Here is a 26,976-nt window from a genome sequence, read left to right as displayed (position 1 = left end):
GGCAAACGTCGCCACCCCTGCAGTGTTTATCTACTCTACTTAAACCCGCATCAGTCCGCGTCAACACCGGAAGCTCCACGTAAGGCAGGGCGCATATCAGCATCCCGGTTTGCTCAGGGCGCAGACGCCCTAATGCGTCTCGTGAAATCGGCTCAAAAACGCCTTCAGCCGTTCGCTGCGCGGCTGGCGGATGGTCTCGTCCGGCGTGCCGATCTCGGCCATGATGCCGTCGTTCATGAAGCCGACGCGGGTGGAGACGTCGGCAGCGAAGGCCATCTCATGGGTGACCAGCACCATGGTCATGCCTTCTGCGGCAAGGCCGCGGATGACGGAGAGCACTTCGCCAACGAGCTCGGGATCGAGCGCCGAGGTCGGCTCGTCGAACAGCATCACGTCGGGTTTCATCGCGAGCGCACGCGCGATGGCGACGCGCTGCTTCTGGCCGCCGGACAGCCGGCTCGGAAACGCGTCGGCTTTATCGGCGAGGCCGACTTTTGCCAGGAGATCGCGGCCGAGTGCGTCGGCCTCAGACCGCGCCATGCCTTTCACTTGCACGGGGCCCTCGGTGACGTTTGATAGCACCGACATGTGCGGGAACAGGTTAAAATGCTGGAACACCATGCCGACGCTGCGGCGGAGCAGCGCGAGTTGCGCATCGCCCGCGGTGCGGACGCCTTTGCCAAAAGTGAAGGTGTGGGTACCGATCGCAAGCTCACCCTGCTGCGGCATTTCGAGCAGGTTGAGGCAGCGCAGGAAGGTCGACTTGCCGGAGCCGGAGGCGCCGATCAGGGTGACGACCTCGCCGCGCGCGACCGAGAGCGAGACGCCCTTGAGCACCTCATGGTCGCCGAACGCCTTGTGGATGTTGTTTGCGGCCAGGGCGTTCATCGATGCGCTCCCATCTTCAGCTCGACCCGGTCCGCGACCAGCGTCAGCGGGAACAGCACGACGAAATAGAGCACGGCGATCGTGGTGTAGACCTCGAGCGGCTTGTAGCTCGACGCGGTGATGACCGTGCCCTGGTAGAGCAGGTCGCCGACCGCGACCACCGACACCAGCGAGGTGTTCTTGAGTTGCATGATGGTCTGGTTGATGAAGGAGGGGATCATCACCTGGGTCGCCTGCGGCAGCACGATGCGGCGAAAAATCCTGCCGCGCCGCATGCCGATGGCACGGCCGGCCTCCCACTGGCCGGTATCAACGGCCTCGATGCCGCCGCGGAAGATTTCGGCGTAGAATGAGCCGGCATAGAGCGACAGCGCGATGAAGCAGGCCATCGCCGGCGACATGTCGACGCCGATCAGGACGGGCAGGGCGTAGTAGACCCAGATCAGCTGCACCAGCAGCGGCGTACAGCGAAACATCTCGATATAGAGACGCAACGGCACCGTGACCCAACGCGGCGCCGTCGTGCGCAAGATGCCGACGAACAGTCCGATGGCGAGACCCGCGACCACCGTGGTCACCGTGTAGAACAGGGTGACCAGGAGCCCCTGCCAGATCAGGCCCCAATACGGCTTGAGCGCCGCGAAGTCCCAGACATACATGATCGATCAGAACTGAACTTCGGGCGGGAGATCGTCGGCGGTGAGGCCGACCGCTTCGAAGCCTTTGAGCATCCATTCGCGGGTCTGGCCCATCGAGCGGTTGTAGTCGGCCCAGGCGCTGAGGAAGTCCTTGTAGCGGCGGTCGCTCTCGGCGCGGATGCCCATGTTGGTCGGCAGCGTCAGCAGCGGGCGCGGGATCGCGAGATCGCCGAGGCTCGGATTCTTCTTCAGGGTCGAGACCGAGAGCACCGCGAGGGAGACGTTGCAGTCGGCGCGGCCGGTCGCGACCGCAAGGATCGCCTCGTCGCGGTTCTTGAAGCCGAGGATGTTCGCCTTCGGGCAGTAGCGGCGCGCGATGGTCTCATGGGTCGAGCCGATATCGACGGCGATCTTGACCTCGGGCTTGTTGAGATCGGCCCAAATCTGCGGTTTGGCAAAGCCCTTCTTGGTGATGACGGTGAAGGAGTGCACCAGGATCGGCGTCGAGAAGTCGATGACCAGCGCGCGCTCCGGCGTCGGGTTCACGGCGAAGGCGAGGTCGACCTTGTCGGCCTGGAGGTCGAGGATCTGGTTGCCCCAGGTCGATTCCAGCGTCTCGAGCTTGGCGCCGAGCTTGCCGGCGATGTCCTTGGCCATCTCGATGCAGGCGCCCGACCATTCATTGGTGGCGAGATCCTTGTGGAAGTAGGGCTCCTGTCCGACGATGACGGCGACCCGGAGCACGCCATTCTTCTTGATGCGGTCGAGCGTGGAGGTCGGTGCGTCGGCCTTGGCCGAGCCGCTTGCGGCGGCCATCGCGGCGCCCGCGAGCGCGACAGTAGTGAGAGCGTCCCTGCGATTCATGGTCTCTGTCTCCCTGGAATTTGGGTCGGATCGTCTCCGGCCACTGGACTATTTCTGTATTCAGAATAAAATGCAATACGGTATTTCGATTTGCTGACCGTTTGAGCGGCAAGGCAGAAATGAGCCCAATATCTTGGCAGGATTGCGCAAAATTCCTGAAAGCCAAGGATTGCAAATCGCATTCAAAACTGAATACAAGACTGAACGCAATATTGAAGTGTGCTGAAGGAGAGGCCTGTGCGCGCCCTATTCGTCGATGCGAACGAGACCCTGGCGGCGGTGACCGACAAGCTGCTGCGCTCCCAGGGTCTGCCTGTCGACATCAACCGCAATCCCTCGATCAAGCCCGATGAATTGCCCGGCCTGCTCGGCGATGCCGAGATCATGATCGTCGATCACACCGCCGTGCCGAGTGCCATTGCCGCGACGTGCAAGGCGCTGAAGCATGTCGTCTTCCTCGGCACCGGCGCGCGCAGCTACATGAATCCGGAAGAGCTCGCTGAGCGCGGCATCTCCGTGCACACGATCAAGGGTTATGGCGACACCGCCGTGGCCGAATGCGCGATCGCGTTGATGTGGGCCTCCGCCAAGGGTTTTGGCGAGATGGACCGTGGCATGCGCGAGGGCAATTGGTTGCGTCGCGACGCCGTGCAGCTCACCGGCAAGACGCTCGGCCTGATCGGTTTTGGCGGCATCGCTGCGGAAGCCGCGCGCATGGCGGCGGGCTGCGGCATGAAGGTGATTGCCTGGAACAGGACGCCGAAGACGCATCCGGGCGTCGAGTTCGTGTCGCTGGAGAAGCTGCTCGCCGAGAGCCATGTCGTCTCGCTGCATCTCTTGCTCAACGACGAGACCAAGGGTTTCCTGTCGCGCGCGCGCATCGCGCAGATGCGTCCCGGCAGCATTCTGATCAACACCGCGCGCGGTGCTGTCGTCGACGAGGACGCGATGTTAGAGGCGCTCCGCTCGGGCCATATTGCCCATGCCGGCCTCGACGTCTTCACCGTCGAGCCGCTGCCATCAGGTCATGCCCTGACAAAACTGCCGAACGTGACGCTGTCGGCGCACTCGGCGTTCCGCACGCCCGAGGCCAGCGACAACCTCATTGGTGCGGCGCTCGATCACTGCCGCCGCATCATCGCCACCGGCAAGTAAGGACATAAGGACATCCCATGTCGGATATCACCCGCATCGACCAGAACGCTCGCCGCAGCCGCGCTTCCGTGTTCGGCGATCTCGTTTTCCTCGCAGGACAAGTGGCGGACACCAAGACCGCCGACATCAGCCAGCAGACCCGCGAAGCATTGGCGAAAGTCGACGACATGCTGGCGCGCGCCGGCACCGACAAGTCGCGGCTGCTCAGCGTGCAGGTCTGGCTCAAAACCATGGACGATTTCGACGCGATGAACGCGGTCTATGATGCCTGGGTCGTGCCTGATAACACGCCGACCCGCGCCTGTGGCAAGGTCGAACTCGCCGATCCCGCCTTCCGTATCGAAGTGATCGCGATCGCCGCGCGCAAGTAAGGGCTCGGCCGTGACCGTCCAGGCTCCCGCATCGACCTTCCGCCCCGCCCAGCGCATCAGCGCGATCGGCGTCTCCGAGATTTTGAAGATCGGCGCGGTCGCGCAGCGGCTCAAACGCGAAGGGCGGCCGGTGATCGTGCTCGGCGCCGGCGAGCCGGATTTCGACACGCCTGACCATGCCAAGGACGCGGCCGAGCGCGCCATCCGCGCCGGCCAGACCAAATACACCATCCTCGACGGCACGCCGGAATTGAAGGCGGCGATTGCCCAAAAATTCCGGCGCGAAAACGATCTCGTCTATGCCGCCGACGAGATCACTGCCGGCGCCGGCGCCAAGCAGGTAATCCACAACGCCTTCATGGCGACGCTGAGTCCCGGCGACGAGGTCATCCTCGCTGCACCTTATTGGACCAGCTACGCCGACATGGTGCGTATCGCCGACGGCACGCCGGTCGACGTGCTCTGCCGCGAGGACAACGGCTTTCGCCTCGATGCCGCCGATCTCGAACGCGCGATCACGCCGAAGACGCGCTGGCTGCTGCTGAACTCGCCGTCCAATCCGACCGGCGCGGCCTATTCCGCGGCGCAACTGCGCCCGATCCTGGGTGTGCTCAAGCGCCATCCGCACGTCTGGTTGATGGCCGACGATATCTACGAGCACCTGATCTACGACGGCATGCCGTTCGTGACCGCGGCGGCGCTTGAGCCGAGCCTGAAATCGCGCACGCTGACAGTGAATGGCGTCTCCAAGGCCTACGCCATGACCGGCTGGCGCGTCGGTTATGGCGGCGGCCCGCGCGAATTGATCGCGGCGATGGCGGTGGTGCAGAGCCAGAGCACGACCAATCCGTCCTCGGTGAGCCAGGCCGCCGCGATTGCCGCGCTGACCGGACCGCAGGACGTTCTGATCGAGCGCCGCGCCGCGTTCCAGCGCCGCCGCGACATCGTGGTCGACGCGCTCAATGCCATCGACGGCGTTACCTGCCGCCGGCCCGAAGGCGCGTTCTACACCTATGCCAGCTGCGCCGGCCTGATCGGCCGCCGCGCGCCGGATGGCGTCACCATCGACAGCGACGTTACGTTTTGCCGCTTCCTGCTGGAGAGGCATGACGTGGCCGTGGTGCCGGGCAGCTGTTTCGGCCTTGCACCTTATTTCCGCCTGTCCTACGCCACCTCGGAACAAAACTTGCGCGAGGCCATGATGCGCATCGCCAAAGCCTGCAGGGAGCTGTCATGACCATTCGCAACACCCGCACCGGGGGCCAGATCCTGATCGATCAGCTCGTCGCCCAGGGCGTCGAGCGCGTCACCTGCGTGCCCGGCGAGAGCTATCTCGCGGCGCTCGACGCGCTGCATGACAGCCCGATCGACGTCGTGATCTGCCGCGCGGAAGGCGGCGCTGCGATGATGGCGGAAGCCTATGGCAAACTCACCGGACGCCCCGGAATCTGCTTCGTCACCCGCGGCCCCGGCGCGACCAATGCCAGCCACGGTGTCCACATCGCGATGCAGGATTCCACGCCAATGATCCTGTTCGTCGGCCAGGTCGATACCGGCATGCGCGAGCGCGAGGCGTTCCAGGAGCTCGACTACAAGGCGGTGTTCGGCCCCATGGCGAAATGGGCCGTCGAGATCGACCGCCCTGATCGCATTCCGGAGCTGGTCGCGCGCGCCTTTCGCGTCGCCATGCAGGGCCGTCCGGGTCCGGTGGTGATCGCACTGCCGGAGAACATGCTGACCGAGACCGCCGCCGTTGCCGACGCCATGCGCATCGAGCCGGCGGTGAGCTGGCCCGCTCCCGCTGATCTCGAGCAGGTCAGTGCGATGCTTGCCAGCGCCAAGGCGCCGCTGGTCATCCTCGGCGGCTCGCGCTGGACCGATGACGCCACCAAGAGCATCGCGCGCTTCGCCGAACGGTTCGACCTGCCGGTCGCGACCTCGTTCCGCCGTGCGTCGCTGATCGACGCTGATCATTCGCACTATGCCGGCGATCTCGGCATCGGGCCGAGCCCGGGCCTGAAGGCGCGTATCGATAATGCCGATGTCATCCTGCTGATCGGCGGCCGCATGTCGGAGATGCCGTCGTCGTCCTATACGCTGTTCGACATTCCGACGCCGAAGCAGAAGCTGATCCACGTGCATCCGGGCTCGGAAGAGCTTGGTCGCATCTATCAGCCGGCGCTTGCGATCCAGGCGACGCCTGCCGCATTCGCCGCCGCCGTCGAGACGCTGAAGCCTGCCGGCGCTGTCGCTTGGAAGGGCGAGGCCGCCAAAGCGCATGCCGATTATCTCGCGTGGACCGACAAGGCGCGCGAGCTGCCGGGCACGTTCCAGTATGGCCAGGTCATGACCTGGCTGCGCGACCGCCTGCCAAAGGACGCGATCGTCTGCAACGGCGCCGGCAATTATGCCGGCTGGATCCATCGCCATCACCGCTTTCACAGCTTTGCCGCGCAGCTCGCGCCGACCTCGGGCTCGATGGGCTATGGAGTGCCGGCGGGCGTGCTGGCGAAGCGGCAATATCCGGATCGCGTCGTTGTTGCCTTCGCCGGTGACGGCTGCTTCCTGATGAACGGCCAGGAGTTCGCGACCGCCGTGCAGTATGACGCGCCACTGATCGTGATCGTCGTCGACAATTCGCAATACGGCACCATCCGCATGCACCAGGAGCGCGACTATCCCGGTCGCGTCGTCGGCACCCAGCTCAAGAACCCCGACTTCGCGATGTACGCGAAGGCGTTCGGCGGCCATGGCGAGCGCGTCGAGCGCACCGAGGAGTTCGCGCCGGCGTTCGAGCGCGCGTTGGCCTCCGGCAAGCCGTCGATACTCCACTGCATCATCGATTCCAGGGCGATGTCGGTCGGCAAGGACTTTGCCCCAGCGGTGAAGGCGTAAGCGATGTCGGAAGGCCGCCACGTCGCCATCATCGGAGCCGGCGCGGTCGGCGTGATCAGCGCGATCGAGGCGCTGCGCGAGGGTCATCGCGTCACGCTGATCGACGCGGGCGAGCCCGGTGGCGAACAGGCGGCGAGCTACGGCAATGCCGGCTGGCTGTCATCGCATTCGGTGATTCCGCCGGCCGAGCCGGGCATCTGGAAGAAGGTGCCGGGCTATCTGATCGACCCGCTCGGCCCGCTCGCGATCCGCTGGTCGTATCTGCCGAAGGCGCTGCCCTGGCTGATCAAATACCTGCTCTCGGGCTGGACCGAAGCGCGCGTCGAGAAGACGGCTTTCGCGCTGCGCGATCTCCTGAAGGACGCGCCGCTGCTGCACCGGAAGCTCGCGGAAGAAGCGGGCGTGCCTGAGCTGGTCGAGCGCAATGGCGTGATGCATGTGTTCCCGTCGCGCGGCAATTTCGACAATGATCTCGGCTGGCGCCTGCGCAAGAAAGTCGGTGTCGAATGGCTGGAGCTCAGCGCCGACGAAATGCGTCAGCGCGAGCCGGATCTGCATCCGCGCTACACCTTTGGCGTGGTGGTGGAGGAGGCCGGCCGCTGCCGCGATCCCGGCGCCTATGTTGCCGCGCTCGCTCAGCACGCGCTGGCGAACGGTGCCAAGCTCGTGCGCGCCAAAGCGACGGGCCTCAAGCTTTCCGGCAACAAGCTCGTGGCCGTCCTTACCGAGACCGGTGAAATTCCCTGCGATGCAGCGGTGGTTGCGGCCGGCGCGCATTCGAAGCGGCTGACCGCATCGGTCGGTGATCCGCTGCCGCTCGAGACCGAGCGCGGCTATCACGTCATGATCGAGAACCCGGAATCAGGTCCGCGCGGCTCGATGATGGCGTCTGACGCGAAGATGGTGGTGAACTGGACCGACAAGGGCCTGCGCGCCGCCGGTACCGTCGAAATCGCCGGCCTCGAGGCCGAGCCGAACTGGAAGCGCGCCGAGATCCTGCGCAACAACCTTCTCAGCATGTTCCCAAAGCTGCCGAGGGACATCCCGGCCTCGCGCATCAAAACCTGGTTTGGCCATCGGCCGAGCATGCCTGATGGACGGCCCTGCATCGGCTATTCGCGCGCCTCGCGCGATATCGTCTACGCTTTCGGCCACGGCCATATCGGTCTGGTCAGCTCGGCCCGCACCGGCCGCCTCGTCGCGCAGCTCCTGAGCGGCAAGCAGCCGGAAATACCGCTCGCCCCGTTCGCGCCCACTCGCTTCCTCTGAGATCGCATCATGACCACTGCAGCCAGCTCGTCCTCCCGTATTGCCCGCGGCGGCAAGGCCATCTACGGCGCGCCGCTCGGCATTCTGATGCTGGAAGCGCGCTTTCCCCGCATTCCCGGCGACATGGGCAATGGCACGACCTGGCCATTCCCCGTGCTCTATCGCGTGGTGAGCGGCGCTTCGCCGGAGAAGGTGGTGCTGAAGGGCGCGGCCGGCCTGCTGCCTGACTTCATCGATGCGGCCAAGGATCTGGTGCGGCTCGGCGCCGAGGCCATCACCACCAATTGCGGCTTCCTCTCGCTGTTCCAGAAGGAGATCGCGGCGGCCGTCGGCGTTCCCGTTGCGACCTCGTCGCTGATGCAGGTGCCGTGGGTGCAGGCGACCTTGCCGCCAGGCAAGCGCGTCGGTCTCGTGACGGTATCGGGCTCGACCCTGACGCCGGCCCATCTCGAAGGCGCCGGCGTGCCGCTCGATACGCCGCTGGTCGGCACCGAGCACGGCAAGGAGTTTTTTCGCGTCCTGATCAAGGCCGAGAAGGACGACATGGACGTGGCGCAAGCCGAGCGCGACGTGGTCGAGGCCGGCAAGCAGCTGGTGGCTGAGAACCCTGACGTCGGCGCCATCGTGCTCGAATGCACCAACATGCCGCCCTATGCGGCTGCGTTGCAGGCCGAGGTCGGATTGCCGGTGTATGACATCTATTCCATGATCACCTGGTTTCATGCTGGGCTGCGTCCGCGCGTCTTCGCCTGATTCCGGCTGTTGCGAGGTCTTCACAGCCCTGCCCTCGTTTGGATTGCAATCGCTCCCGCAGGCCCGGTATATTCGGCTGTGTTCGGTTATGAATGCAGTTGATGATGAGCAACGTGGAACTGGCCTCCGATAGTATCGTCGATCGCGTCTATGAACAGCTCAAGGCGATGGCCGTGAGCTATGAGTTCAAGCCGGGCGAACGGCTCAACGAGGGCGAGCTGGCCAAGCGGCTTGGCGTCAGCCGCACGCCGCTGCGCGAAGCGCTTAACCGTCTCAACACCGAGGGCTTTCTGCGCTTCACGCCGGGCAAGGGCTTTTTCTGCCGCGAGCTCGACGCGCACGAGATCTTCGATCTCTACGAGCTGCGCAAATCGATCGAGATCGCCTCGGTCCGCCTCGCCATCAAGCGCGCCAGGGACGAGGACATCGACGCGCTCTTGAAATTCCTCGAAGCCACCGGCCCCGATCCTGGAGATCGCTCATCGGTGGAGCTCGTCGAGCTCGACGAGACCTTCCATGAGCGGCTGATGGGCATGTCGAACAATGCCGAGATGCTGCGCGTCTTGCGCAACGTCAACGCCCGCATCCGCTTTGTGCGCTGGATCGACATGGACAGCATCAACCGTTCCAACACCCAGGCCGAGCACCGTGCGGTCGTCGAAGGGTTGAAGGCGCGTAATGAAGAGGCCTGCGTCTCGGTGCTGGAGAAGCATATCGACCGCCGCCTCGATCGCATCACGTCGGCGATCAAGGAAGGCTACGCGCAGATCTATATGCCGGCGGCGGCAAGGTCTGCGGCGAACTAGCTTTCGAGCTGCAGTGACGGTGCGTTCCCTTCTCCCCTTGCGGGAGAAGGTGGCGCGAAGCGCCGGATGAGGGGTATCTCTCGGCGCGCAAAACTTCGCGTGAGCGCGCGGAGCGATACCCCTCACCCAAGTGAGTTTGTATCAGCGTGCGGTGATGCCCTCTCCCGCAGGGGGAGAGGGCGCAGCAATGCGCATCGTTCTTCGGTCCCACGAGGGACAGCGAAAAGCCAGCTATACAATCCTTCAATACCTGCTTATGCCAGACGGTCAGAGCCTTCGTCCCCGAACATCGCTAGCGTGTCGCTCGTAGTTCACGGAGACACGCGGTGCATAGCCCCCAACCCAATCCCGACACGCGCGGCAGTGATGACTGGCCGTCCGAGCTCTATCGCGTCCTGAAAGCCGCAGATGTGCGGCAAATGTCGTACGTGCCGGATGCCGGCCACAGCCAGCTGATCCGCCTGTTTTCGGCCGACCCCGACGTCACCACCAGCGTGCTGACGACGGAAGAGGAGGGCATCGCGATTGCCGCGGGCGCCTGGCTCGGTGGCCAGCGCAGCGTGCTGCTGATGCAGTCGAGCGGGGTCGGCAATTGCATCAACATGCTGTCGCTGTCGGCGATCGGCCGCTTTCCGCTCTTGATGCTGGTGACGATGCGCGGCGAATGGGCCGAGTTCAATCCCTGGCAGGTGCCGATGAGCCGGGCGACGCAGCCTTCGCTGGAGGCGATCGGTCTGAAAGTGATGCGGGCAGAGACGGCGGAGGACCTGGTCGAGACCGTCGAATCCGCAGCCTCGCTCGCCTACGAGTCCGACCAGCAGATCGCGGTTCTGATCGGGCAGCGCCTGATCGGCAAGAAGAAGTGGTGATGTCGATGTCCGTTCCCTCCCAACTCGATCGCCGTGCTGCCGTTGCGGCGCTCCTGAAGAATCGCGGGGATACGCTGGTCGTCTCCGGTCTGGGCTCGCCGACCTACGATCTGCATGCGACCGGCGACCGCGATGACAACTTTTATCTCTGGGGCGCCATGGGCGGCGCCGCGTTGATCGGCCTTGGCCTCGCGCAGGCGCAGCCTTCCAAGCGCATCCTCGCGCTGACCGGCGACGGTGAGCAGTTGATGGGTCTCGGCGGCATCGCCACCATCGGCGTCGCGCGACCGCGCAATCTCGACATCGTCGTGATCGACAACCAGCATTTTGGCGAGACCGGGATGCAGGCGAGCCACACCGGCCGCGGCGTCGACCTCACCGCGATCGCTGTTGCCTGCGGCTTTACTGCAACCGGAACCTTGCGGACGCTCGAGGACGTGCAGCGCCTTGCGGCGCAGATCGCCGAGCGGGCCGATGGCCCGCGGCTTTTTGTCATCAAGGTTTTGGCCGAGAATCCGCCGCGCTCGCTGCCCTCGCGCGATGCCGTCTTTATCAAGAACCGGTTCCGTGCTCATCTCGGCTTTGCGGCGGCCTGATCCGGAGTTCTCGCTCCAAGACAGTCTGCCGCGAGCAGCTATTCTGGAGTGAGCCCCATGAAACTATCCGGCAAGGTTGCCGTCATCACCGGCGCAGCGCGTGGCATCGGCAAGGCCTGCGCAAAGCGCTTCCTCGACGATGGCGTCAAGGTAGTCATCTCTGACGTCGACACCGATGAGCTCGAGAAGACCGTCAACGAGCTGGGGCGGCCCAACGAGCTCTACGCCGTGCCGTGCCACGTCGCACGGCGCGCGGACGTCGATCGTGCGGTTGCGACTGCGGTTCGCGAATTTGGCCGGCTTGACATCATGGTCAACAATGCCGGCGTTGCCCGCAACCGGGACATCCTCGAGATCTCCGAAGAGGAATTCGACGAAATCATCGGCATCAATCTGAAGGGCGCGTTCTTCGGCGTGCAGGCGGCCGCGAAGCAGATGATCGCGCAAGGCAGCGGCGGCGGGGTGATCATCAACATGTCCTCGGTCAACGCGCTGCTGGCGATCCCGTCGCTTGCGACTTACGCGATGTCCAAGGGCGGCATGAAGCAGCTGACTTCCGTCGCGGCCGTCGCGCTCGCCTCGCACAACATCCGCGTCGTCGCGGTCGGGCCGGGCACGATTTTGACCGACATGGTGGCGTCCTCCATCTATACATCCGAGGATGCCCGCAAGACCGTGATGTCGCGCACGCCGGCCGGCCGCGGCGGCGAGCCGAGCGAGGTCGCCTCGGTCGTGGCGTTCCTTGCGAGCGACGATGCGTCCTACATCACGGGGCAGACGATCTATCCGGATGGCGGTCGGTTAATCCTGAACTACACGGTGCCGGTGAAGGACAAGTAGCCTTCACTCCGCCGCGATCGTCATACCGTAGCCGAGCCGCTTCGAGATGCCGGCTGCGCAGTCGCGCAAGGCGTGGGCGATGGGGCTGTCCCAGCGCGCATCAAAAGTGCCCTCCGGCCCCATCGCGGTGATGACCAGCGCGACATGGCCGGCATGATCGAACACCGGCGCGGAGAACGCGTTCACGCCGGGCAGGGGATCGCCGAGCGCGCGGGCGAGGCCGTGCTTGCGGACCTCGGCGAGCATCTCGGCGACTTTCGCGCCTTTCACGGTGCGCTTCGGATTGTAGCCGACGCCGTGGCGGTCGAGGCCGCTTTCAAGCGCGGCGTTGATCGTCTTTTCCGGCAGGAACGCCGCGAAGGCGCGCCCCGTGGCGGTCTCCAGCAGCGCCATCACCGAGCCTGCGCGCATCACGATGTGAACGGGCTGGCCCGGCTCCTCGAGCTGCACCACGGTCGGTCCATGTGTGCCCCAGACCGCGAGCGAGACGGCATGCCCGATCTGGCTCGCGAGCGCCGCGATCTTCGGCTGGGCGATGCGGACGCCGGAGAGGCGGCGCAGGCTGATCAGGCCGAGTTCCAGCGCGAGCGCGCCGATCTCGTAGCGGCCGGTGGTCTCGTCCTGCTCGATCAGCCCGATGCGGGAGAAGCTGGCGAGATAAGGATGCGCCTTGGCCGGTGTCATGCCGGCTTCGCGCGCGAGATCGCGCAACATCATCGGCTCGCCGCTTTTGGCGAGCGCACGGAGCAATTCTCCGCCGACCTCGATCGACTGGATGCCGCGGCTTTCTCTCTTCATGCGCCTCCGATGCGCTCACTTACGCCGCGTCGTGCTTGGCGGCGCGGTCAGCGAGATGACGGCCGGCAATGTAGCCGAAGGTCAGCGCCGGCCCAAGCGTGATGCCGGCGCCGGGATAATTGCCGCCCATGATGCTCGCCATGTCGTTGCCGGCGGCATAGAGCCCGGGAATCACCCGGCCCTCGGCGTCGAGCGCACGCGCGTTCTCGTCGGTGACGATGCCGGCATAGGTACCGAGATCGCCGATCACCATCTTGATGGCGTAGAACGGCCCGCTCCCGATCGGCGCGATGCAGGGATTCGGGCCGTGCATCGAATCGCCCTGGTAGCGGTTATAGGCTTTTGAACCTTTGCCGAAGGCGGCGTCGTGGCCCTGCGGCGCGGTCGCATTGAACTGCTTGACGGTTTCGGCGAACGCCTTCGCCTCGATGCCGGCTTTTGCGGCGAGCGCTTCGAGCGTCTCGCCGCGCATGAGATAGCCAGTATTCAAGTGGTGGCCCAGCGGCATCGGGAACGGCGGCACGCAGCCGAGCCCGTATTTGCGCAATGTCTGGTGATCGCAGACGAGATAGGCCGCGATCTCCTCGCCGGGCTTTGCGGCCTTGATCATGGCCTGGACGAAGTCGTGATAGGAATTGCCTTCATTGGCAAAGCGCTTGCCGTCGCGCATCACCGCGATCACGCCGGGCTTGGCGCGGTCGATGAAATGCGGCATCACGCCCTTCGACCCGTCCTTGCGCGTGGTGAGCGACACCGGCACCCAGGCCGCCGCGTTTGGCAGGCGGTCCTCGACATGCCCGCCGGCGCTTTCGGCAAGGCGCAGGCCGTCGCCGGTGTTGCCGGTGGGGCCAGGCGAAAAATGCTCGGTGCCGGTTGGTGCATGCGGAAACATCTTTTTGCGCCGCTCGACATCGTGCGGAAAGCCGCCGCAGGCGAGCACGACGCCCTGCCGCGCGCGAACGCGCACGTCCCGCCCTTCACGCGAGACGATCGCACCAGTGACAGTGCCGTTCTCGACCGTCAGCTCGCGCACCAGCGAGGACAGCCACATCGGAATCTTCAAATCCTGCGCGGACTTCGCGAGGCGGCCGGCGAGGGCATTGCCGTTGGTCAACGTCATGCCGCGGCCGTAGCGCAGCACGTCCATCAGATGCCGCGACAGGCGTTTTGCGACGTAGACCGCGGATGTCAGCGATTTCGTCACGCGCATGAAGTGGATGATCTCCTTGCCGGAGCCGAGCATCATGCCGAACACGGTGAGCTCGGGCAGCGGCATGCCGAGCGTCTTGATCTGCTCGCCGAGCCCGCGGCCGTCGAATGGCCGCGTCACCATGGAGCGGCCGCCCTGCGTGCCGCCGGGCGCTTCGGCGTGGTAGTCAGGGAATACCAGCGGCATGTCGAAGCGCAGCGCTGTCTTGGTGGTAAAGAAATCGACCGCTTCCGGGCCCGCGCTCAGAAACGCATCGACGCGCGCGGCGTCAAAATTGTTGCCGGCTTCGTGCCGCAGATAGGTGCGCGCCTGCTCCGGCGTCTCCTCGATGCCATAGGCCTTCGCCAGCGACGTGCCCGGAATCCACAGCCAGCCGCCCGAGCGGGCCGTGGTGCCGCCGAAGCGGGGCTCCTTCTCGACGATCAGCACGTCGAGGCCGCGGTAGCGCGCGGTGACAGCCGCCGACATGCCGGAGGCACCCGATCCGGCCACGAGCACATCGCACTCGTATGTTTCGCTTGCGTTGCGCTCGTTGCCGGTCATCTGGTCCTCACTTCTTCAGCAGCGGACATTTGGATTCGGAGACCGGGCGATAGGCGTCCTCGCCCTTCACGGTCTTGATGATCTCCAGGTAATCCCAGGGCTCCTTGGACTGCTCGGGCGACTTCACCCTGGCCAGATACATGTCGCGGATGACGCGGCCGTCCTCGCGCAGCTTGCCGCCATGGACGAAAGTATCCTCGATCGGCAGTTCGCGCATCTTGGCCATCACCTTGGCCGGATCGTCCGTGCCGGCGGCCTTGATCCCTTTCAGATAATGCAGCACCGAGCCGTAGACGCCAGTGTGGATCATGGTCGGCATGACATTGGTGCGGGCAAAGAATTTCCTGGACCAGGCACGCGTCGCCTCATCCATGTTCCAGTACGACGCCGTGGTCATATAGGTGCCCTGCGCGGACTTGAGCCCGATTGCGTGCACGTCGGTGTCGAACATCAGGAGGCCAACGAGCTTCTGGCCGCCCTGAACCAGGCCGAACTCGCCGGATTGCTTGATGGCGTTATCGGTGTCCTGGCCGGCATTGGCGAAGGCGACGACGTCAGCCTTGGAGCTCTGTGCCTGCAGCGCGAAGGAGGAGAAATCCGCGGTGTTGGTCGGATGCTTGACGCCGCCGAGCACGTTGCCGCCCATTTCGTTGATGAAGCGCGTGGCGTCCTTTTCGAGCTGCTGGCCGAAGGCGTAGTCCGCAGTGATGAAGTACCAGGATTTGCCGCCTTCCTTGATCACGGCGGAGGCCGTCACCTTGGACAGCGCGTAGGTGTCGTAAGTGAAGTGCACGGTATTCGGGCTGCACAGCTCGTCGGTGAGCGAACTCGCGCCGGGACCGGAGAGCAGGGCGATCTTGTTGCGCTCGCGCACCATGTTGTGCACGGCGATCGCAATGCCGGAATTGGGAATGTCGACGACAGCGTCGACCTTGCCGTTGTCGAACCAGCCGCGCACGATATTGACGCCGACGTCGGTCTTCATCTGGTGGTCGGCGCTGATGATCTCGATCGGCTTGCCGAGCACGGTCGGGCCGAATTCCTCCACCGCCATCTTGGCCGCCTCGACCGAGCCCGGTCCGCTGTTGTCACGTCCCCAACTCGACAGATCCGTCAGCACGCCGATCCGCACCACGTCGTCGGAGACTTGCGCGTTCGCAACGGTGGTCATGGCAGCCGAAACCATGGCCGCGAACATGGCGCAGGCCAAAAGCCCTCTCATCGTCGTTCCCTCTCTTTAGGGGCCGCTTGGCGCGGCCGATCGTTCTGGTGACAAATTAGATATTAACGAACTAATCTGTCAATGGCGAATAAGAGGGTTGATGCAGTCGCGCTAAAATCTCGCATCGCGATCCTGTGCAGAGCGAACACCTCCGCAAGTTGCAACCCTCTGCGCGATTGGCCATGATGCCCGCTGGAATCTTGGGGCACGTGGCAATGACGGCAGCAATGGGGGTCTCCGGCGCGGCGGAGAGGTCGACGACGGCGCATGTGGTGTGGGCGAGTGCGCTCGGCACCGCGATCGAATGGTACGACTTTCTGATCTACGGCACGGCTGCCGCACTCGTGCTCAACAAGCTGTTCTTCCCGAGCTTCGATCCCTTCGTCGGCACGCTGGCGGCATTCTCGACCTACGCGGTTGGCTTCGTGGCGCGGCCGATCGGCGGCGCCATCATCGGGCATTTTGGCGACCGGCTTGGACGCAAGAAGATGCTGGTCGCGACCATGATCGCGATGGGGCTCGGCACCTTCCTTATCGGTTGCCTGCCGACCTATAGCCAGATCGGTGTCTGGGCGCCGATTTTCCTCGTCATCCTGCGCTTCATCCAGGGCATCGGTCTCGGCGGCGAATGGAGCGGCGCGGTCGTCATGGTGGTCGAGCATGCCGGCAATCGCCGCGGCTTCTATGGCAGCCTGGTACAGATCGGCTTTCCCGTCGGCGTCGCCGCGTCCACCGGCATTTTCGGGCTGATGACACAATTGCCCGAGGCGGATTTTTTGAGCTGGGGCTGGCGCGTGCCGTTTCTGATCAGCATTTTGCTCGTCGGTGTCGGCTTCATCGTGCGACTCAAGCTTGCGGAGACGCCGCACTTCAAGGAGGTCGTGGAGCGCAAGGAAGTGCTGGCGCAGCCTGTGATGGAGCTGCTGCGGCGCGACTGGCGCAGCTTTCTGCTGGCGATCGGCATCACGGTCTCGGAAGTCGGGCTCGCCTATCTCCTCACCGTTTTCACTGTTGTCTATGCCACGACAAAGCTCGGCCTGCCGCGTCAGGTGATCCTGAATGCGGTGGTCTATGCCGCGCTTGTCGAGTTCGCGACGCTGCCGCTCGCTGGCTGGCTGTCGGACATCTTTGGCCGCAAGGCGCTGTATCTCGCCGGCGGTGTGTTTTCGGTGGCGCTGGCGTTTCCGCTGTTCTGGTTCCTCGACACCAAAGATCCGGTGCTGATCACGCTCGCGCTCGTGGTCACGATGACGCTGACACATGCGCTGTTGTTCGGGCCGAAGGCCGCGTTCATGCCGGAACTGTTCCGCACCCAGGTGCGCTACAGCGGCGCTTCGCTGGGCGCCAACGTCGCGGCTGCGCTCAGCGGCGGCTTTTCGCCGCTGATTGCGACTGCACTGCTGGCATGGGCAGGCTCGTATTGGGCGGTGTCGGTCTACATCATCGCGCTGTCGATCATCACGATCATCGCAACGCTGATGGCGCCGGAGACGGCGCGCGACGGCCTGAAAAATTAACGCCACTCAACGGCAGGCGGCCACGTTCTGCATCACCAGAAAGGTGATGCTGGCGGGCGGCAGGCGGATCTGACCTGCCGGTGCAGTTCGCGGCGGAAGGCGGGGTAGATTGTCGCTGTCGGTCAAAGCAAGCGTCGTGCCGTTCAATTGCACGCTCGCGCTCTGCAGGCGGCGCGCCCGAAGCGTGTAGCGGTCAGCGCGCACCGCCAGCGTCACGGCGCGCGATCGATGTTGGGACGTGTTGATGAGGAGCGCGGACGCCGCGCCTTTCGTCGCGGGGTGACAATGCGCATAGGCGTGAATGGCCCGCGTCGAGGCCATGCGCGGGTCGAGCACGGTCGTTCCCATCAGGCGATGCCAGAGCAGCGCTGCCCAATAGTTTGGCCGTGGTCGAAACGTCCTCTCGTCGAGCATGCCGTAGTCGCTTCCTGCGAGCGTGTTGTGCATCACGACCTGCGCGCCGGCTCTGGCCAGGCGACCGAGCTGATCGAGATAGCGAAAGGTGTCGAGAAAGGTCGCGTCCCAGGGATTGCCGCCGCAGGCGGCATCCGCGGTCTCCGTCAACCAGATCGGCTTGCCCGGCTCGAACTCGTCGCGCAAACCGCGGTAGACGGCAAGCGCGACGTCGGTCCGCGAAAACCAGTCCCCGGATAACGCCCGGGCCGGATCGTCGTGCATGCCGCAGCGGGGCGAGAGCGTGTTGTAGTGATGATAGGAGATGCGATCGAGTCCCGGGCCTGATGCAGCGAGCAGATCGCGAGTGTGGATGCCGGTGGCCGAGGGCGGGGCGGCGTCGCCGACGGAGCCCGGCCCGGCGATCAACGTCTCGGGAGACGCGCGCTTCATCCAGGCGCGAAAGAGTTTGAAGTCGCGGCCGTATGCGTTTGCGTCATATCCAACCGGCGCGCCATTGTTCGCTGCCAGCGTCGGCTCGTTCATGAACTCGGCGGCGGCGATGCGGCTGCCCAGCGACCGCGTAAAGTCGACGAGGCGCTGCGCCTGGTCCGGCGTCCAGGCGCCGTCGCTGTCGCGGCTGCCAGGACTGACGGCGAAAGACGTCACGATTTCCGCATCGGCCGCGCGCGCGAAATCAAGGACGCCGCGCCATTGCGTGCGGCCGAGGACGGTGTTGAAGCCGGCGGGCGGTGCGGCCGGCGTGCTGTCCGTGTCGGCGAAGAAAGTCGCATTCGCCCAGGTGCCGCTCACGCGCAAATAGGCCGGCCCTAGCGCTGCGGCGAGCTTGCGCAGGCGCGCGTTGGCGAGATCGAGCGGCGGTCGATAAGCGTAGCGATCGCGGCGCCCGTCTCCCTGCGCGTAGGGTTTCCAGAACCGGCCGCCAGTCACCTCGACCATTTCGACATTGTAGGACTGGAAGCGGGTGTCGATCGTGCCGAGCGCTCTCATCTTCTTGGGAGCGATGATCTCCGCGCCCCCGCCGGGCCTCGGCGTGGCCGCGATGACGAGCAGCGCGACGCCGACAGCACGGATGGCGTGCGCAGCCGCATTCCGAATGCTCCTCCCGGTCGCCTGCATGACCAATCCTAGCGCACCATCCGCAAGATGCGCTGCGATATCGAGGCCAAAGACGTTGCTCGGACTCGCCTGATCCACTATCGGTCGGTCCGACGCATATGACCGTCCCCGGGAGTATAAGACATGAAAAAGACCTCCTCACCCACGCGACGCGATCTGCTCGCAAGCGCCGCCGCGGTGACCGCAGCCACGATCGCCGACGCAACGCCGGCCGCAGCACAGGCCGGCCCGAAGCCTATCTTCCCGGTGCCGATGGTCACGATCCCGATCGTCGGCGAGACCCAAGTGTTCCAGGTCCGCCGCATCTACTGTATCGGCCGCAACTATGCCGCGCACGCGATCGAGCGCGGCTCGGATCCGAACCGCGAGCCGCCATTCTTCTTCCAGAAACCGACGGACGCTATTCAGAATGTTGCAGTCGGTCAGGTTGCCGATCATCCCTATCCGTCGCTGACCAAGAATTACCATCACGAGGTCGAACTCGTCGCTGCGCTGAAATCCGGCGGCACCAACATCCCGGCCGATAAGGCGCTCGACCATGTCTATGGTTACGCTCTCGGCCTCGACATGACCCGGCGCGATCTCCAGAATGGCATGGCCGCGGAGAAGAAGCCCTGGGAGATCGGCAAGAGCTTCGACCACGCTGCGGTGATCGGCCCGATCCACCCGGCCAGCAAGACCGGCCATTTCGACAGGGGCGCGATTTCGCTCGCGATCAACGGCACCGTGAAGCAGAGCTCGGATCTCGGCAAGATGATCTGGAGCGTCGCCGAGCAGATCGCAAAGCTCTCGGAAGCGTTCGAGCTGAAGGCCGGCGACATCATCTATTCCGGCACGCCGGAGAATGTCGGCCCCGTCGTGAAGGGCGACGTGCTGCTGTGCAAGCTCGAAGGCTTGCCGGACATGTCGATCAAGATCGTGTAGTGGCGGCAGCTTTCTCCGCCTCTCCCCCGCTTGAGCAGGGCAATCGCATATGAAAACTTGTCCCTGCGGCCATCCTTCGAGACGCCCGCTTTGGGCGGGCTCCTCAGGATGAGGGCGGAGTATGCGGCAGCAGTTTCAAAGGGNCACTGACGCTGGTTAGCCTCATCCTGAGGAGGCGCGTAAGCGCCGTCTCGAAGGACGAGGCGTGCGCACAGGTCGCCGCAACGAGTCATATGCGATTGCCCTGCCGCATGCGGGGAGAGGTGGTAAAGATCCACCTCACGCATCCGTAACCCTCCTCACCTTCCGCCCGTCGCAAAACTGGCCTAACCTCCGCCGATCCGGGGCATCACGGAGGTCCGCCATGCGGTTTCGTGTTCGCAAGACTGCCCACGTGTTCGAGCGCCTGGGCCTCGCGATGGCGGGCGCGGCGTGCGGGTTGTTCGTCGGCGCCTATGTCGGATCGGCGATCGCCTCGCTCACCACGCAAGGCTTCCTGCTGCTGATGATGCTGCTCGGCGTCATCGGCTTCTACCTCGGCATCGACACGCCGCAGCAGCCTTTTGATGAGGCGCACAGCCAGATCGACGCCGCGGAATTTTTGAGCTCCGCCGGCACGCTTTGTGCCACGCTCGCCTCGCTTGCGTCAGTCGCCGTCATCGTGCTCCGGCTCGAGCCGCACGACGCGCTGACCTGGCTGGTGCTGGTCGGATGGATCGCCGGCGTGGCGATGCAGATCGTCGCGGGGGCAAAGGCGCGAATGCGGGTGTAGCTTTCTCACCCTCCCCTGGAGGGGGAGGGTCGATCGCGCGAAGCGCGAGCGGGGCGGGGTGATCTCTCCACGCGGGCAGTGTTCATCGGTGAGAGACTGTCACCCCACCCCGTCTCATATTTCGCTGCGCTCATACGAGCCGACCCTCCCCCTCCAGGGGAGGGTAAGCAAGAATCCTAAAACACCACGCCCACCTTCGTCCCCCGCTTCCACGCCACGCGGCAGCGTTTCTTGGTGTTGACATGCAGCAGCTCGAACCGGTCGGGGATCTTCACCTGCCCGCCGAGATCGACGCAGGCCCCGCCCGGCGAATAGTCGATCAGCGTGCAGACGATGACCGGCGCGCGCGGGTCGGTGATGATCTTGGCCTGGCGGGACACCAGGCCGGCGGGTTTGACACGGGCATGTCGGCGCGGATGCATTGGCACTCTCCTCCAATACCGCGGCGGCATGATCCGGAAAAGTGCGAAGCGGTTTTCCGATAAGATCATGCCCAGACAAGGCGCGGTGGGCTTGGGCGGGGATGATGGCGGAAGAGTTGATGCGATCAGGCTAAGGCGGGCTTGAGAATTTTAATGAAAAGTAGCGGCGATTGGAGAAAACGGCGGTAGTGGGGTGGGCTGGCGGTGCACCGCTGCGGCCCCAAACTCCGCTGTCGTCCCGGCGAAGGCCGGGACCCATACCGCGTGATCCCTCGGCTGTGGGAAGCAGAAGTACCAAACGACCAGTCTTCGCCAAACATCTCCCTGGGGGTATGGGTCCCGGCCTTCGCCGGGACGACATCGATGATGTGGCGCGATGCTGCCTCCACGCCCACCATCACCCCGTCACGATCTCCTCCGCCTCGACCCCAGCCCCCACCCCCACCGGCATCGGCACGGTCACAAATTCCTTCGGCAGATTCACCGGCCGATAATCCGGCTCCACCGCCATCCTCCGCACGACGCTCTCATGCACATGCGCGCCTTCGGGGATCAGGCGCGGTTCGCAATCGGGGATGTAGCGGCCCAGAAACACTTTTCGCTCCGGCCATTCCTTGTACGTCGCGCTCTTCGGCAAGAATTCCAGCACGCGCCAGGCCGCGCTCATCGAATTGTGCAGCATGCCCGCCTTGCCGGTGAAGGCGGGCGCGACATAGCTGAACGGCGAGGCCTTGCGCTGCACGCCCCAGGCGAGCTGGTTCACGGTGCGCGGGTTGAAGTTCAGCCCCGCCTTCGTCGCCTCCTCGATCATCCAGATCAGCGGATATTTCGATTCCGCGCTCTCGGCCTCCGGATAGCCGCCGCCGACGTCGCAATGCACGCCGGCGAACCACACCTGCAGAACGTCCTGCGGCACTTTCTTCTCGTCGGGAACGTAGCGGTTGCGCCAGAACTCCTGCGGCTCGTCGTACGCCTTGAGGCGGAACATGCAGCGCCGCTCGTCGATCGCGATCGCCTGGCGGAAGATGTTGACGCTCGGATTGCGCAGCGTGAAGGCGAGCTCCTCCAGGCTGAACACGAGGAAGAAAACGTCGCGCCGCGGCACGATCACGCTCGCCACGGTGTCCCAGACGCCGACGAAGTGGATGGTCGGCCAGCGCGTGGAGGTGATGCGCGCGAACTGGGCGGCGAGGTCGAATTCGTCCTTCGGCAGCGGCCCCTGGTCATCGACAGCGATATTCTTGAGGTCCTCGATGTCGTTGCCGCGCCCGGTCCCGGAATATTGCTTGTAGGCGATGAGGCCTGAGCCCGCGAGGTTCGCCTGCTCCGGCGAGATCAGGCCGACCTTGTGGATCAGCCCCGCCAGCACCCGCACGGTATAAGCGCCGCGCGAGAAGCCGAACAGATAGATCTTGTCGCCCGGCGCATAATGCTCGACCAGGAAGCAATAGGCTGACAGCACATTGTCATCGAGCCCGTAGCCGGTGGCGAGGCCCAGCACCAGCCTGATGTTGGCCTTCCACCTGTTCCACGTCGACGGCTCCGTCACCGTGCCGACGCCGGGATCGTAGAACACCATCTGCCGCGGCTGCGTCTTCTCGGTCTTGCGCAGGCAGCGATACAGCTTCAGGACGTTGGAGATGTTCTCCGAGATCTCGTTGCCGGTGCCGTCACAGCAGATGACGAGGTTCTTCGGCTCGGTCTTGAATTCGCTTTTGCGCTCGTGCTCCACGATACGCCCCTCCCGGTGATGCTACCGGAGCGAGTATAGCGGAAAAGCGTGATGGAGAAGAGACACGTGCGCTCTTCTTACCCTCCCCTGGAGGGGGAGGGTCGATCGCGCGAAGCGCGAGCGGGGTGGGGTGATCTCTCAACACGGGCACTGTTCAACGCGGAGAGACCGTCATCCCACCCCGGCTCGCATTTTCGCTGCGCTCAATGCGAGCCGACCCTCCCCCTCCAGGGGAGGGTAAGCGTCTCCGACGCTCCGTCGCAGCCGTCCTACTTCTTCTTCCCCTGACCGATCTCTGGCTGCCAGGCTGCGTCCTTGCGGCTCGGGGCCGCGGCGATCACCTTGGCTTTGTCCTTCTTCGGCTTCTTGACTTCGCGGTTGCTGCGTTGCTGTCCCTTGGCCATGTCGCCGGTCTCCTGCGGTAGCGAAACTTGCCGTGATGCTGGCGAGCGAGCGTACGCCCGCATCAGACCGATGGCGAGGATTAAAACGCGTGTGCGCTGCGGCCCCGGCGCGCGCCGTCCGCGACAACGATAGTGCTGGCTATTGCAAAGCGGGAAGCGCATGGTCGCGATCGCTGGCGTCGGTTGGGGCCGCTCTCGCAGGAAGGCAGGCGCGCATGACCACCCGCTCGCGGCACGAGACCGTGACATTCAAGCATCCGTTCCACATCCGCGGCATCGCGCGCGAATTGCCGGCCGGCGCCTATGACGTCGTCACCGACGAGGAGACGATCGACGGCCTGTCGTTTGCGGTCTGGCGCCGCGTCGCCACCATGATCACGGTTCCGGTCGAAGGCATGCGCGGCGCCACCGAGCTTCTGTCGATCGGCTCGGTCGATCTTGCGGATGCGCGGGCCGCCGACGCGAGCGCCGCCCATGACTGACATCCCGGTCGATCTCGACAAGCATCGCGGCATGGCCGCGCAGAAGGCGACCGATCTGCGCCGCGCGCTGGCCGAGGTCGAGACCCATGTCAGGGAGCTGCGCGAGCGCGAGGCCGATCTCGAAAACCGCATGATGTCGGTGCCCGCCGCCTCGTGGGCGGAGGCCGCGGTGAAGGCGCGCCACCTGCTCAACCTCTATGCCGCCAGCCTGCCCACCGAAGACACCCGCCACCGCGCGCTGGTGGCCGCTTTGTTCGACGATTTCGCAAGGCTCGGCGGAGAAGGCCGGGACGAATGACGGTTGCGCGCGTCCTCCAGGCACGGCCGAGAACAAAGAGGTTAACCGCACCGCTCTTCGCCTGCACATCGGTGTCGTCCCGGCGAACGCCGGGACCCATAACCACCGAAGTGAGTTGTTTCGGATGCTTGTGCCACAGCGTGCTTCGACAACGCTGACCGGGTAATGGTTCCCGGCCCCCCCCTGGCGCAATTGCGCACGAGGCCGGGACGACGGCGTTGGAGCTAGTTGCGCACCGCAACAGGAGTAAGCCATGACACTGACCAGCGGCCGCTACATCGGCCACGAACAGGACCGCGGGATCGTCCAGTTCTCGATGCAGGACGGAGGCAAGGAGATCGCCTGCGCGGTCTCGACCTCCGCGATGGACTATCTCGAACGCGGCCCGCAGGCCCGCCCCGACCAGCGCGAAGCCCAGTTCACCCGCCTCCGCGACCGCATCGAAGCCTGCGCGGCAAGCAAGTACCGCGCGACGGAGTTCGAGGGCACCCCGCCGGGAATCGTGCTGCGGAGCATTGATTTTCGGGGGTAGGGGGCGGGCCCAGTATATGATGTAAGGCTAGCAAGCTCAGTTCGGATCTGGAATTCTACTCCGCAGGGGGCGGCTTCTTGGCTGCTTGTTGGGCGATTAGCGCAATGAGATATTGCAACATTTCAAGTGCGCTTTCATTGTTGCCGGGCTGTCTCTCCCACAGTTGGAATAGCATCGGAAACAGTTGAGCTTTTGACAGGCCCAAGTGGTCGCTAAGTTTCGAATACCAGTCGTGCTGTTCAGCGCCCTGGAGGCCAAAAAGAATTGGCCCAATGTCCTGTGAACCGCTTACGGCTTCCAGTGCTTTGGGATCTCCTTGCACGATTTCACGAAAGACGCGCTCGATTGGCTTATCTCCGGGAAGAAACGTCGACACTGCTTCAAGTCCTTCGGGAAGCTTACCTCGCAAATCGCCATCAAACAGGCCGACAATCTTGACAGCGGAAAACGGGGTGCCGATGCGTTCAAGCAGCTTGATAATATTTCCGTCGCCGTTTCTCACGCTTGTTTCGATACGGCGAGAAAGCCCCGGCTTATGCCTCTCGAGAATTTGGCGGACAAACCATTCAGCCGCCAAATCTTCCACCAGAACTACGATATCGACCTGAGGCTCGATCCCGAGCATCGAGAGCAAAACTGGAGGAGGGGTCGATTCGATAACCCGAACATTTGCACCCTCACGAAAAAGAAAGACGTGGTGCTCTTCACCGTAGCTATTGATGACCTTTGGAGAATGACTAGTCACTATTACACTAAGATGCTTCTCGACTGTGGCTCCGAGCAGAAAGTAGCTAAACGTTTCTTGCGATGCCGCCGAGAGGTTGGTTTCTGGCTCCTCAATCAGTAGTAGGGTGTTCTCCGAAACGCGATCGATTGTCCACCAAAGGTATAGTATTGCGAGCTCGCCTGCTCCCATCGTCCGGCTGTCGTAGCGATTGTTCCCGTATGAGACTTCGAAGAATGGGATGATCCCGCTATCACTTTCGATCTCGTACACCTTTATCTCGCGATAGTCGCGCCGACTGATGTAGTTGATCTCGACAAGTGTTTTTTCGTCGACGGTGCGTGAGCCGACACCGTTGATGATGTCGTTTACGTCCTGAAAGCTTGCGAACTCTTTTTGATGAATCTTCGTTTCTGCGGCAGCATCGATGTGAACTACATCGACCTCCAGAGGGCTTGCTGCTGACGATGAACTGGCACCAAATGTTACTTCGCAAGTCTGATCGGAATCTTTGCTTCGATAGGCCAGGATTGCGCGACCCGCACTCAATTTGAGGCTGGTCGGGGCGTCTTGAATCACCTGTGTCGGCGCCGCTGCGGCCCATACCGAGCGAAGTATGGTTGTTTTGCCAACTCCGTTGGGGCCCGCAATTATTACCAAAGGCAAGGTCAGCGGAATTTCGCCACTGCCGAGCGTCGGGATTTCCTCGAAAGAGAACCGCCGCAATTGCAAGGGCCATTGCGATGCCCGCTCGCGTATGCGCCGCTTATAGTCCGCTACACGTGCAGCCCTCATGGTAGCTTGCTCCAGCGCTCAAGATTCAAACGCTGGCTAAGCGAATATTCGAATGTAACGTCGTCCTTCGAGAGTAAATCGCCTCGAATCGCGTCAAGAGTAGATCTGTCGACACTGCTAGGGAGTAGTCGGTCACCGGAAAACAAATAAACAAACCAAAGCGAAGCGTCACGATAGACGACAGAGGACACGTCAGTCACACGAAGACTCGCTCGGTTCTGAAAAACCGCATATGCTTCTGGGACGAAGTTGCGTGCCGATGTACTTGATGCGGACTGTACGAAGTAAGTCATATAATCAAGATTCGGTTCGACTCTGTCGAAGCGAGCGAAGAATAGCAGCCAGCTAAGGGTGCTTGCTTTGTTAAGGCGGACGGCGGTGGCTCTGTCCCGCGAGTGAGAGAAGAAGTTTATGCTTTTTCCGGCTCGCTCCAGAATGTCAGGCGAAAATCCTGATCTTTCCTTGAAGCGCTGCGAGACTAAGGCTTCTGTGCTCTTAGTCGCAAACGTCTTTGCCTCCAGAAATATCAAGAGACGCGCGACTATGTCGTCGTAGGCGAGCCGCGCATTTGAGAAGCCGATCGTCTTTTTGTTGTTGTCGCCCTCTTCGAACCGCTTGACTAGGTCCTTCAGCTCTTCTCGTGCTGGACCATAAAAGGCGTTGCGCTGTTCACCGGCCGTTAACATGCTTGGCTGGTTCAGCCGATAAAATAGTTCGCTTGGCTCATCGGGCAGGTAGTCGGTAATTCGAAAGCATCGCAGCGTATATTGATCCAACAGCCTTTTATCGGCGGGGCTCAATCTCCTGTAGTAAGCTCCATCCAAGGACTGGATGCGAGAATCCGGAGGCGTGATATTTCCGTCCACGGAGAAATCATTGCGAACAAAGTCTCTGAGAGCTGCGAGGCGCTGTTGGCCATCCAGCACTTCCATTCGCCCATCCTTTGTCACGACGAGGAAAACGGGGGGGATGGACCATCCTCTGAGGACGGTATCGATCAGGCGCCGCTTCTTTGCGGGCGACCAGATTTCTTGGCGTTGAAAATCGGGTTGAAGATCGATGTCCCCGCTCTCGATTCTTTCGACGACTGTTTTTAGATCTGGCTCCCAAGGGGTCAATTTCAT

Annotated in this window: 28 protein-coding genes; 16 read left to right on the top strand and 12 right to left on the bottom strand. The window is 63.6% G+C overall.

Annotation, left to right across the window (positions count from 1 at the left end; all coding sequences use genetic code 11):
- Positions 1-129: 129 nt before the first annotated feature.
- The 3 genes from YUA_RS0141595 to YUA_RS0141585 are packed head-to-tail and all read right to left on the bottom strand — an operon-like array spanning position 130 to position 2,390.
- The gene (locus YUA_RS0141595; protein WP_027535928.1) at positions 130-888 is read right to left on the bottom strand and encodes an amino acid ABC transporter ATP-binding protein; all 759 of its coding nucleotides are present in this window, start codon (positions 886-888) and stop codon (positions 130-132) included.
- A complete protein-coding gene (locus YUA_RS0141590) occupies positions 885-1,547 on the bottom strand; it encodes an amino acid ABC transporter permease (protein WP_035973098.1) in 663 nt (220 codons plus the stop codon). The genes YUA_RS0141595 and YUA_RS0141590 overlap by 4 nt, the downstream gene beginning before the upstream one ends.
- Before the next feature lie 6 nt (positions 1,548-1,553).
- A complete protein-coding gene (locus YUA_RS0141585; RefSeq protein WP_027535926.1) occupies positions 1,554-2,390 on the bottom strand; it encodes a transporter substrate-binding domain-containing protein in 837 nt (278 codons plus the stop codon).
- Positions 2,391-2,627: 237 nt separating this feature from the next.
- On the opposite strand from YUA_RS0141585, the gene YUA_RS0141580 reads away from it, so the two are divergent.
- The 10 genes from YUA_RS0141580 (at position 2,628) to YUA_RS0141535 (ending at position 11,944) form a co-directional block, all read left to right on the top strand.
- Positions 2,628-3,545 carry an NAD(P)-dependent oxidoreductase gene (locus YUA_RS0141580; protein WP_027535925.1) on the top strand — a complete coding sequence of 306 codons (918 nt, stop codon included), beginning with the start codon at positions 2,628-2,630 and terminating at the stop codon, positions 3,543-3,545.
- A gap of 17 nt (positions 3,546-3,562) precedes the next feature.
- Positions 3,563-3,916: a RidA family protein gene (locus YUA_RS0141575; protein ID WP_027535924.1), complete on the top strand. Its 354-nt coding sequence runs from the start codon at positions 3,563-3,565 to the stop codon at positions 3,914-3,916.
- Between the two features lie 10 nt (positions 3,917-3,926).
- Positions 3,927-5,153: a pyridoxal phosphate-dependent aminotransferase gene (locus tag YUA_RS0141570; RefSeq protein WP_027535923.1), complete on the top strand. Its 1,227-nt coding sequence runs from the start codon at positions 3,927-3,929 to the stop codon at positions 5,151-5,153.
- Positions 5,150-6,811, top strand: a complete 1,662-nt coding sequence (locus tag YUA_RS0141565; protein ID WP_027535922.1) for a thiamine pyrophosphate-binding protein — start codon at positions 5,150-5,152, stop codon at positions 6,809-6,811. Before YUA_RS0141570 ends, YUA_RS0141565 begins: the two co-directional genes overlap by 4 nt.
- Positions 6,812-6,814: 3 nt before the next feature.
- Positions 6,815-8,080, top strand: coding sequence for an FAD-binding oxidoreductase (locus YUA_RS0141560; protein WP_027535921.1), 1,266 nt, complete (start codon positions 6,815-6,817; stop codon positions 8,078-8,080).
- Positions 8,081-8,089: 9 nt separating this feature from the next.
- Positions 8,090-8,833, top strand: coding sequence for an aspartate/glutamate racemase family protein (locus YUA_RS0141555; protein WP_027535920.1), 744 nt, complete (start codon positions 8,090-8,092; stop codon positions 8,831-8,833).
- Positions 8,834-8,934: 101 nt separating this feature from the next.
- Complete coding sequence (locus YUA_RS0141550) at positions 8,935-9,639, top strand: GntR family transcriptional regulator (RefSeq protein ID WP_245285397.1); 705 nt, start codon at positions 8,935-8,937, stop codon at positions 9,637-9,639.
- A gap of 326 nt (positions 9,640-9,965) precedes the next feature.
- Positions 9,966-10,508 carry a thiamine pyrophosphate-binding protein gene (locus tag YUA_RS0141545; protein WP_027535918.1) on the top strand — a complete coding sequence of 181 codons (543 nt, stop codon included), beginning with the start codon at positions 9,966-9,968 and terminating at the stop codon, positions 10,506-10,508.
- Between the two features lie 5 nt (positions 10,509-10,513).
- Positions 10,514-11,104 carry a thiamine pyrophosphate-dependent enzyme gene (locus YUA_RS0141540; protein WP_027535917.1) on the top strand — a complete coding sequence of 197 codons (591 nt, stop codon included), beginning with the start codon at positions 10,514-10,516 and terminating at the stop codon, positions 11,102-11,104.
- A 57-nt stretch (positions 11,105-11,161) separates the two neighbouring features.
- Complete coding sequence (locus YUA_RS0141535) at positions 11,162-11,944, top strand: SDR family NAD(P)-dependent oxidoreductase (RefSeq protein WP_027535916.1); 783 nt, start codon at positions 11,162-11,164, stop codon at positions 11,942-11,944.
- Between the two features lie 3 nt (positions 11,945-11,947).
- Here YUA_RS0141535 and YUA_RS0141530 read toward each other — a convergent pair whose 3' ends face one another.
- Genes YUA_RS0141530 through YUA_RS0141520 form a run of 3 tightly spaced genes read right to left on the bottom strand, consistent with a single transcriptional unit; the run spans position 11,948 to position 15,717 of the window.
- The gene (locus YUA_RS0141530; protein ID WP_027535915.1) at positions 11,948-12,742 is read right to left on the bottom strand and encodes an IclR family transcriptional regulator; all 795 of its coding nucleotides are present in this window, start codon (positions 12,740-12,742) and stop codon (positions 11,948-11,950) included.
- Between the two features lie 19 nt (positions 12,743-12,761).
- Positions 12,762-14,495 carry an FAD-dependent oxidoreductase gene (locus YUA_RS0141525; RefSeq protein WP_027535914.1) on the bottom strand — a complete coding sequence of 578 codons (1,734 nt, stop codon included), beginning with the start codon at positions 14,493-14,495 and terminating at the stop codon, positions 12,762-12,764.
- 7 nt (positions 14,496-14,502) lie between these two features.
- A complete protein-coding gene (locus YUA_RS0141520) occupies positions 14,503-15,717 on the bottom strand; it encodes an ABC transporter substrate-binding protein (protein WP_027535913.1) in 1,215 nt (404 codons plus the stop codon).
- Between the two features lie 215 nt (positions 15,718-15,932).
- On the opposite strand from YUA_RS0141520, the gene YUA_RS0141515 reads away from it, so the two are divergent.
- Positions 15,933-17,234 carry an MFS transporter gene (locus tag YUA_RS0141515; RefSeq protein ID WP_027535912.1) on the top strand — a complete coding sequence of 434 codons (1,302 nt, stop codon included), beginning with the start codon at positions 15,933-15,935 and terminating at the stop codon, positions 17,232-17,234.
- A 6-nt stretch (positions 17,235-17,240) separates the two neighbouring features.
- On the opposite strand, the gene YUA_RS0141510 is transcribed toward YUA_RS0141515, so the two are convergent.
- Positions 17,241-18,845, bottom strand: coding sequence for a hypothetical protein (locus YUA_RS0141510; protein ID WP_245285396.1), 1,605 nt, complete (start codon positions 18,843-18,845; stop codon positions 17,241-17,243).
- A 45-nt stretch (positions 18,846-18,890) separates the two neighbouring features.
- Between YUA_RS0141510 and YUA_RS0141505 the strand changes: the two genes are divergently transcribed.
- Entirely contained in the window at positions 18,891-19,691 is an 801-nt protein-coding gene (locus YUA_RS0141505) for a fumarylacetoacetate hydrolase family protein (protein ID WP_027535910.1), read from the top strand.
- A gap of 364 nt (positions 19,692-20,055) precedes the next feature.
- Positions 20,056-20,463, top strand: coding sequence for a hypothetical protein (locus YUA_RS0141500; RefSeq protein WP_027535909.1), 408 nt, complete (start codon positions 20,056-20,058; stop codon positions 20,461-20,463).
- A 176-nt stretch (positions 20,464-20,639) separates the two neighbouring features.
- Here YUA_RS0141500 and YUA_RS0141495 read toward each other — a convergent pair whose 3' ends face one another.
- The 3 genes from YUA_RS0141495 to YUA_RS52455 all read right to left on the bottom strand — a co-directional run bounded on the left by YUA_RS0141495 (position 20,640) and on the right by YUA_RS52455 (position 23,021).
- A complete protein-coding gene (locus tag YUA_RS0141495; protein ID WP_027535908.1) occupies positions 20,640-20,885 on the bottom strand; it encodes a PilZ domain-containing protein in 246 nt (81 codons plus the stop codon).
- A 397-nt stretch (positions 20,886-21,282) separates the two neighbouring features.
- Positions 21,283-22,617 (bottom strand): DUF2235 domain-containing protein, encoded by a 1,335-nt coding sequence (locus tag YUA_RS0141490; protein WP_027535907.1) that lies wholly within the window; start codon positions 22,615-22,617, stop codon positions 21,283-21,285.
- 269 nt (positions 22,618-22,886) lie between these two features.
- Entirely contained in the window at positions 22,887-23,021 is a 135-nt protein-coding gene (locus YUA_RS52455; RefSeq protein ID WP_256375430.1) for a hypothetical protein, read from the bottom strand.
- A gap of 215 nt (positions 23,022-23,236) precedes the next feature.
- Between YUA_RS52455 and YUA_RS0141480 the strand changes: the two genes are divergently transcribed.
- The 3 genes from YUA_RS0141480 to YUA_RS0141470 all read left to right on the top strand — a co-directional run bounded on the left by YUA_RS0141480 (position 23,237) and on the right by YUA_RS0141470 (position 24,333).
- Positions 23,237-23,503 (top strand): hypothetical protein, encoded by a 267-nt coding sequence (locus YUA_RS0141480; protein WP_027535906.1) that lies wholly within the window; start codon positions 23,237-23,239, stop codon positions 23,501-23,503.
- Entirely contained in the window at positions 23,496-23,801 is a 306-nt protein-coding gene (locus YUA_RS0141475; protein WP_027535905.1) for a hypothetical protein, read from the top strand. Before YUA_RS0141480 ends, YUA_RS0141475 begins: the two co-directional genes overlap by 8 nt.
- A 253-nt stretch (positions 23,802-24,054) precedes the next feature.
- Entirely contained in the window at positions 24,055-24,333 is a 279-nt protein-coding gene (locus YUA_RS0141470) for a DUF1488 domain-containing protein (protein ID WP_027535904.1), read from the top strand.
- A 55-nt stretch (positions 24,334-24,388) separates the two neighbouring features.
- On the opposite strand, the gene YUA_RS0141465 is transcribed toward YUA_RS0141470, so the two are convergent.
- Together YUA_RS0141465 and YUA_RS46700 are read right to left on the bottom strand one after the other, a co-directional pair.
- Positions 24,389-25,852 (bottom strand): ATP-dependent endonuclease, encoded by a 1,464-nt coding sequence (locus tag YUA_RS0141465; protein WP_027535903.1) that lies wholly within the window; start codon positions 25,850-25,852, stop codon positions 24,389-24,391.
- A complete protein-coding gene (locus YUA_RS46700; protein ID WP_027535902.1) occupies positions 25,849-26,976 on the bottom strand; it encodes a DUF262 domain-containing protein in 1,128 nt (375 codons plus the stop codon). Before YUA_RS46700 ends, YUA_RS0141465 begins: the two co-directional genes overlap by 4 nt.

This window comes from Bradyrhizobium sp. WSM3983 (assembly GCF_000473045.1).
Taxonomy (GTDB): domain Bacteria; phylum Pseudomonadota; class Alphaproteobacteria; order Rhizobiales; family Xanthobacteraceae; genus Bradyrhizobium.
Note: the sequence above shows the minus strand (reverse complement) of the source record. Positions and strands in the feature narration are given on the sequence as shown.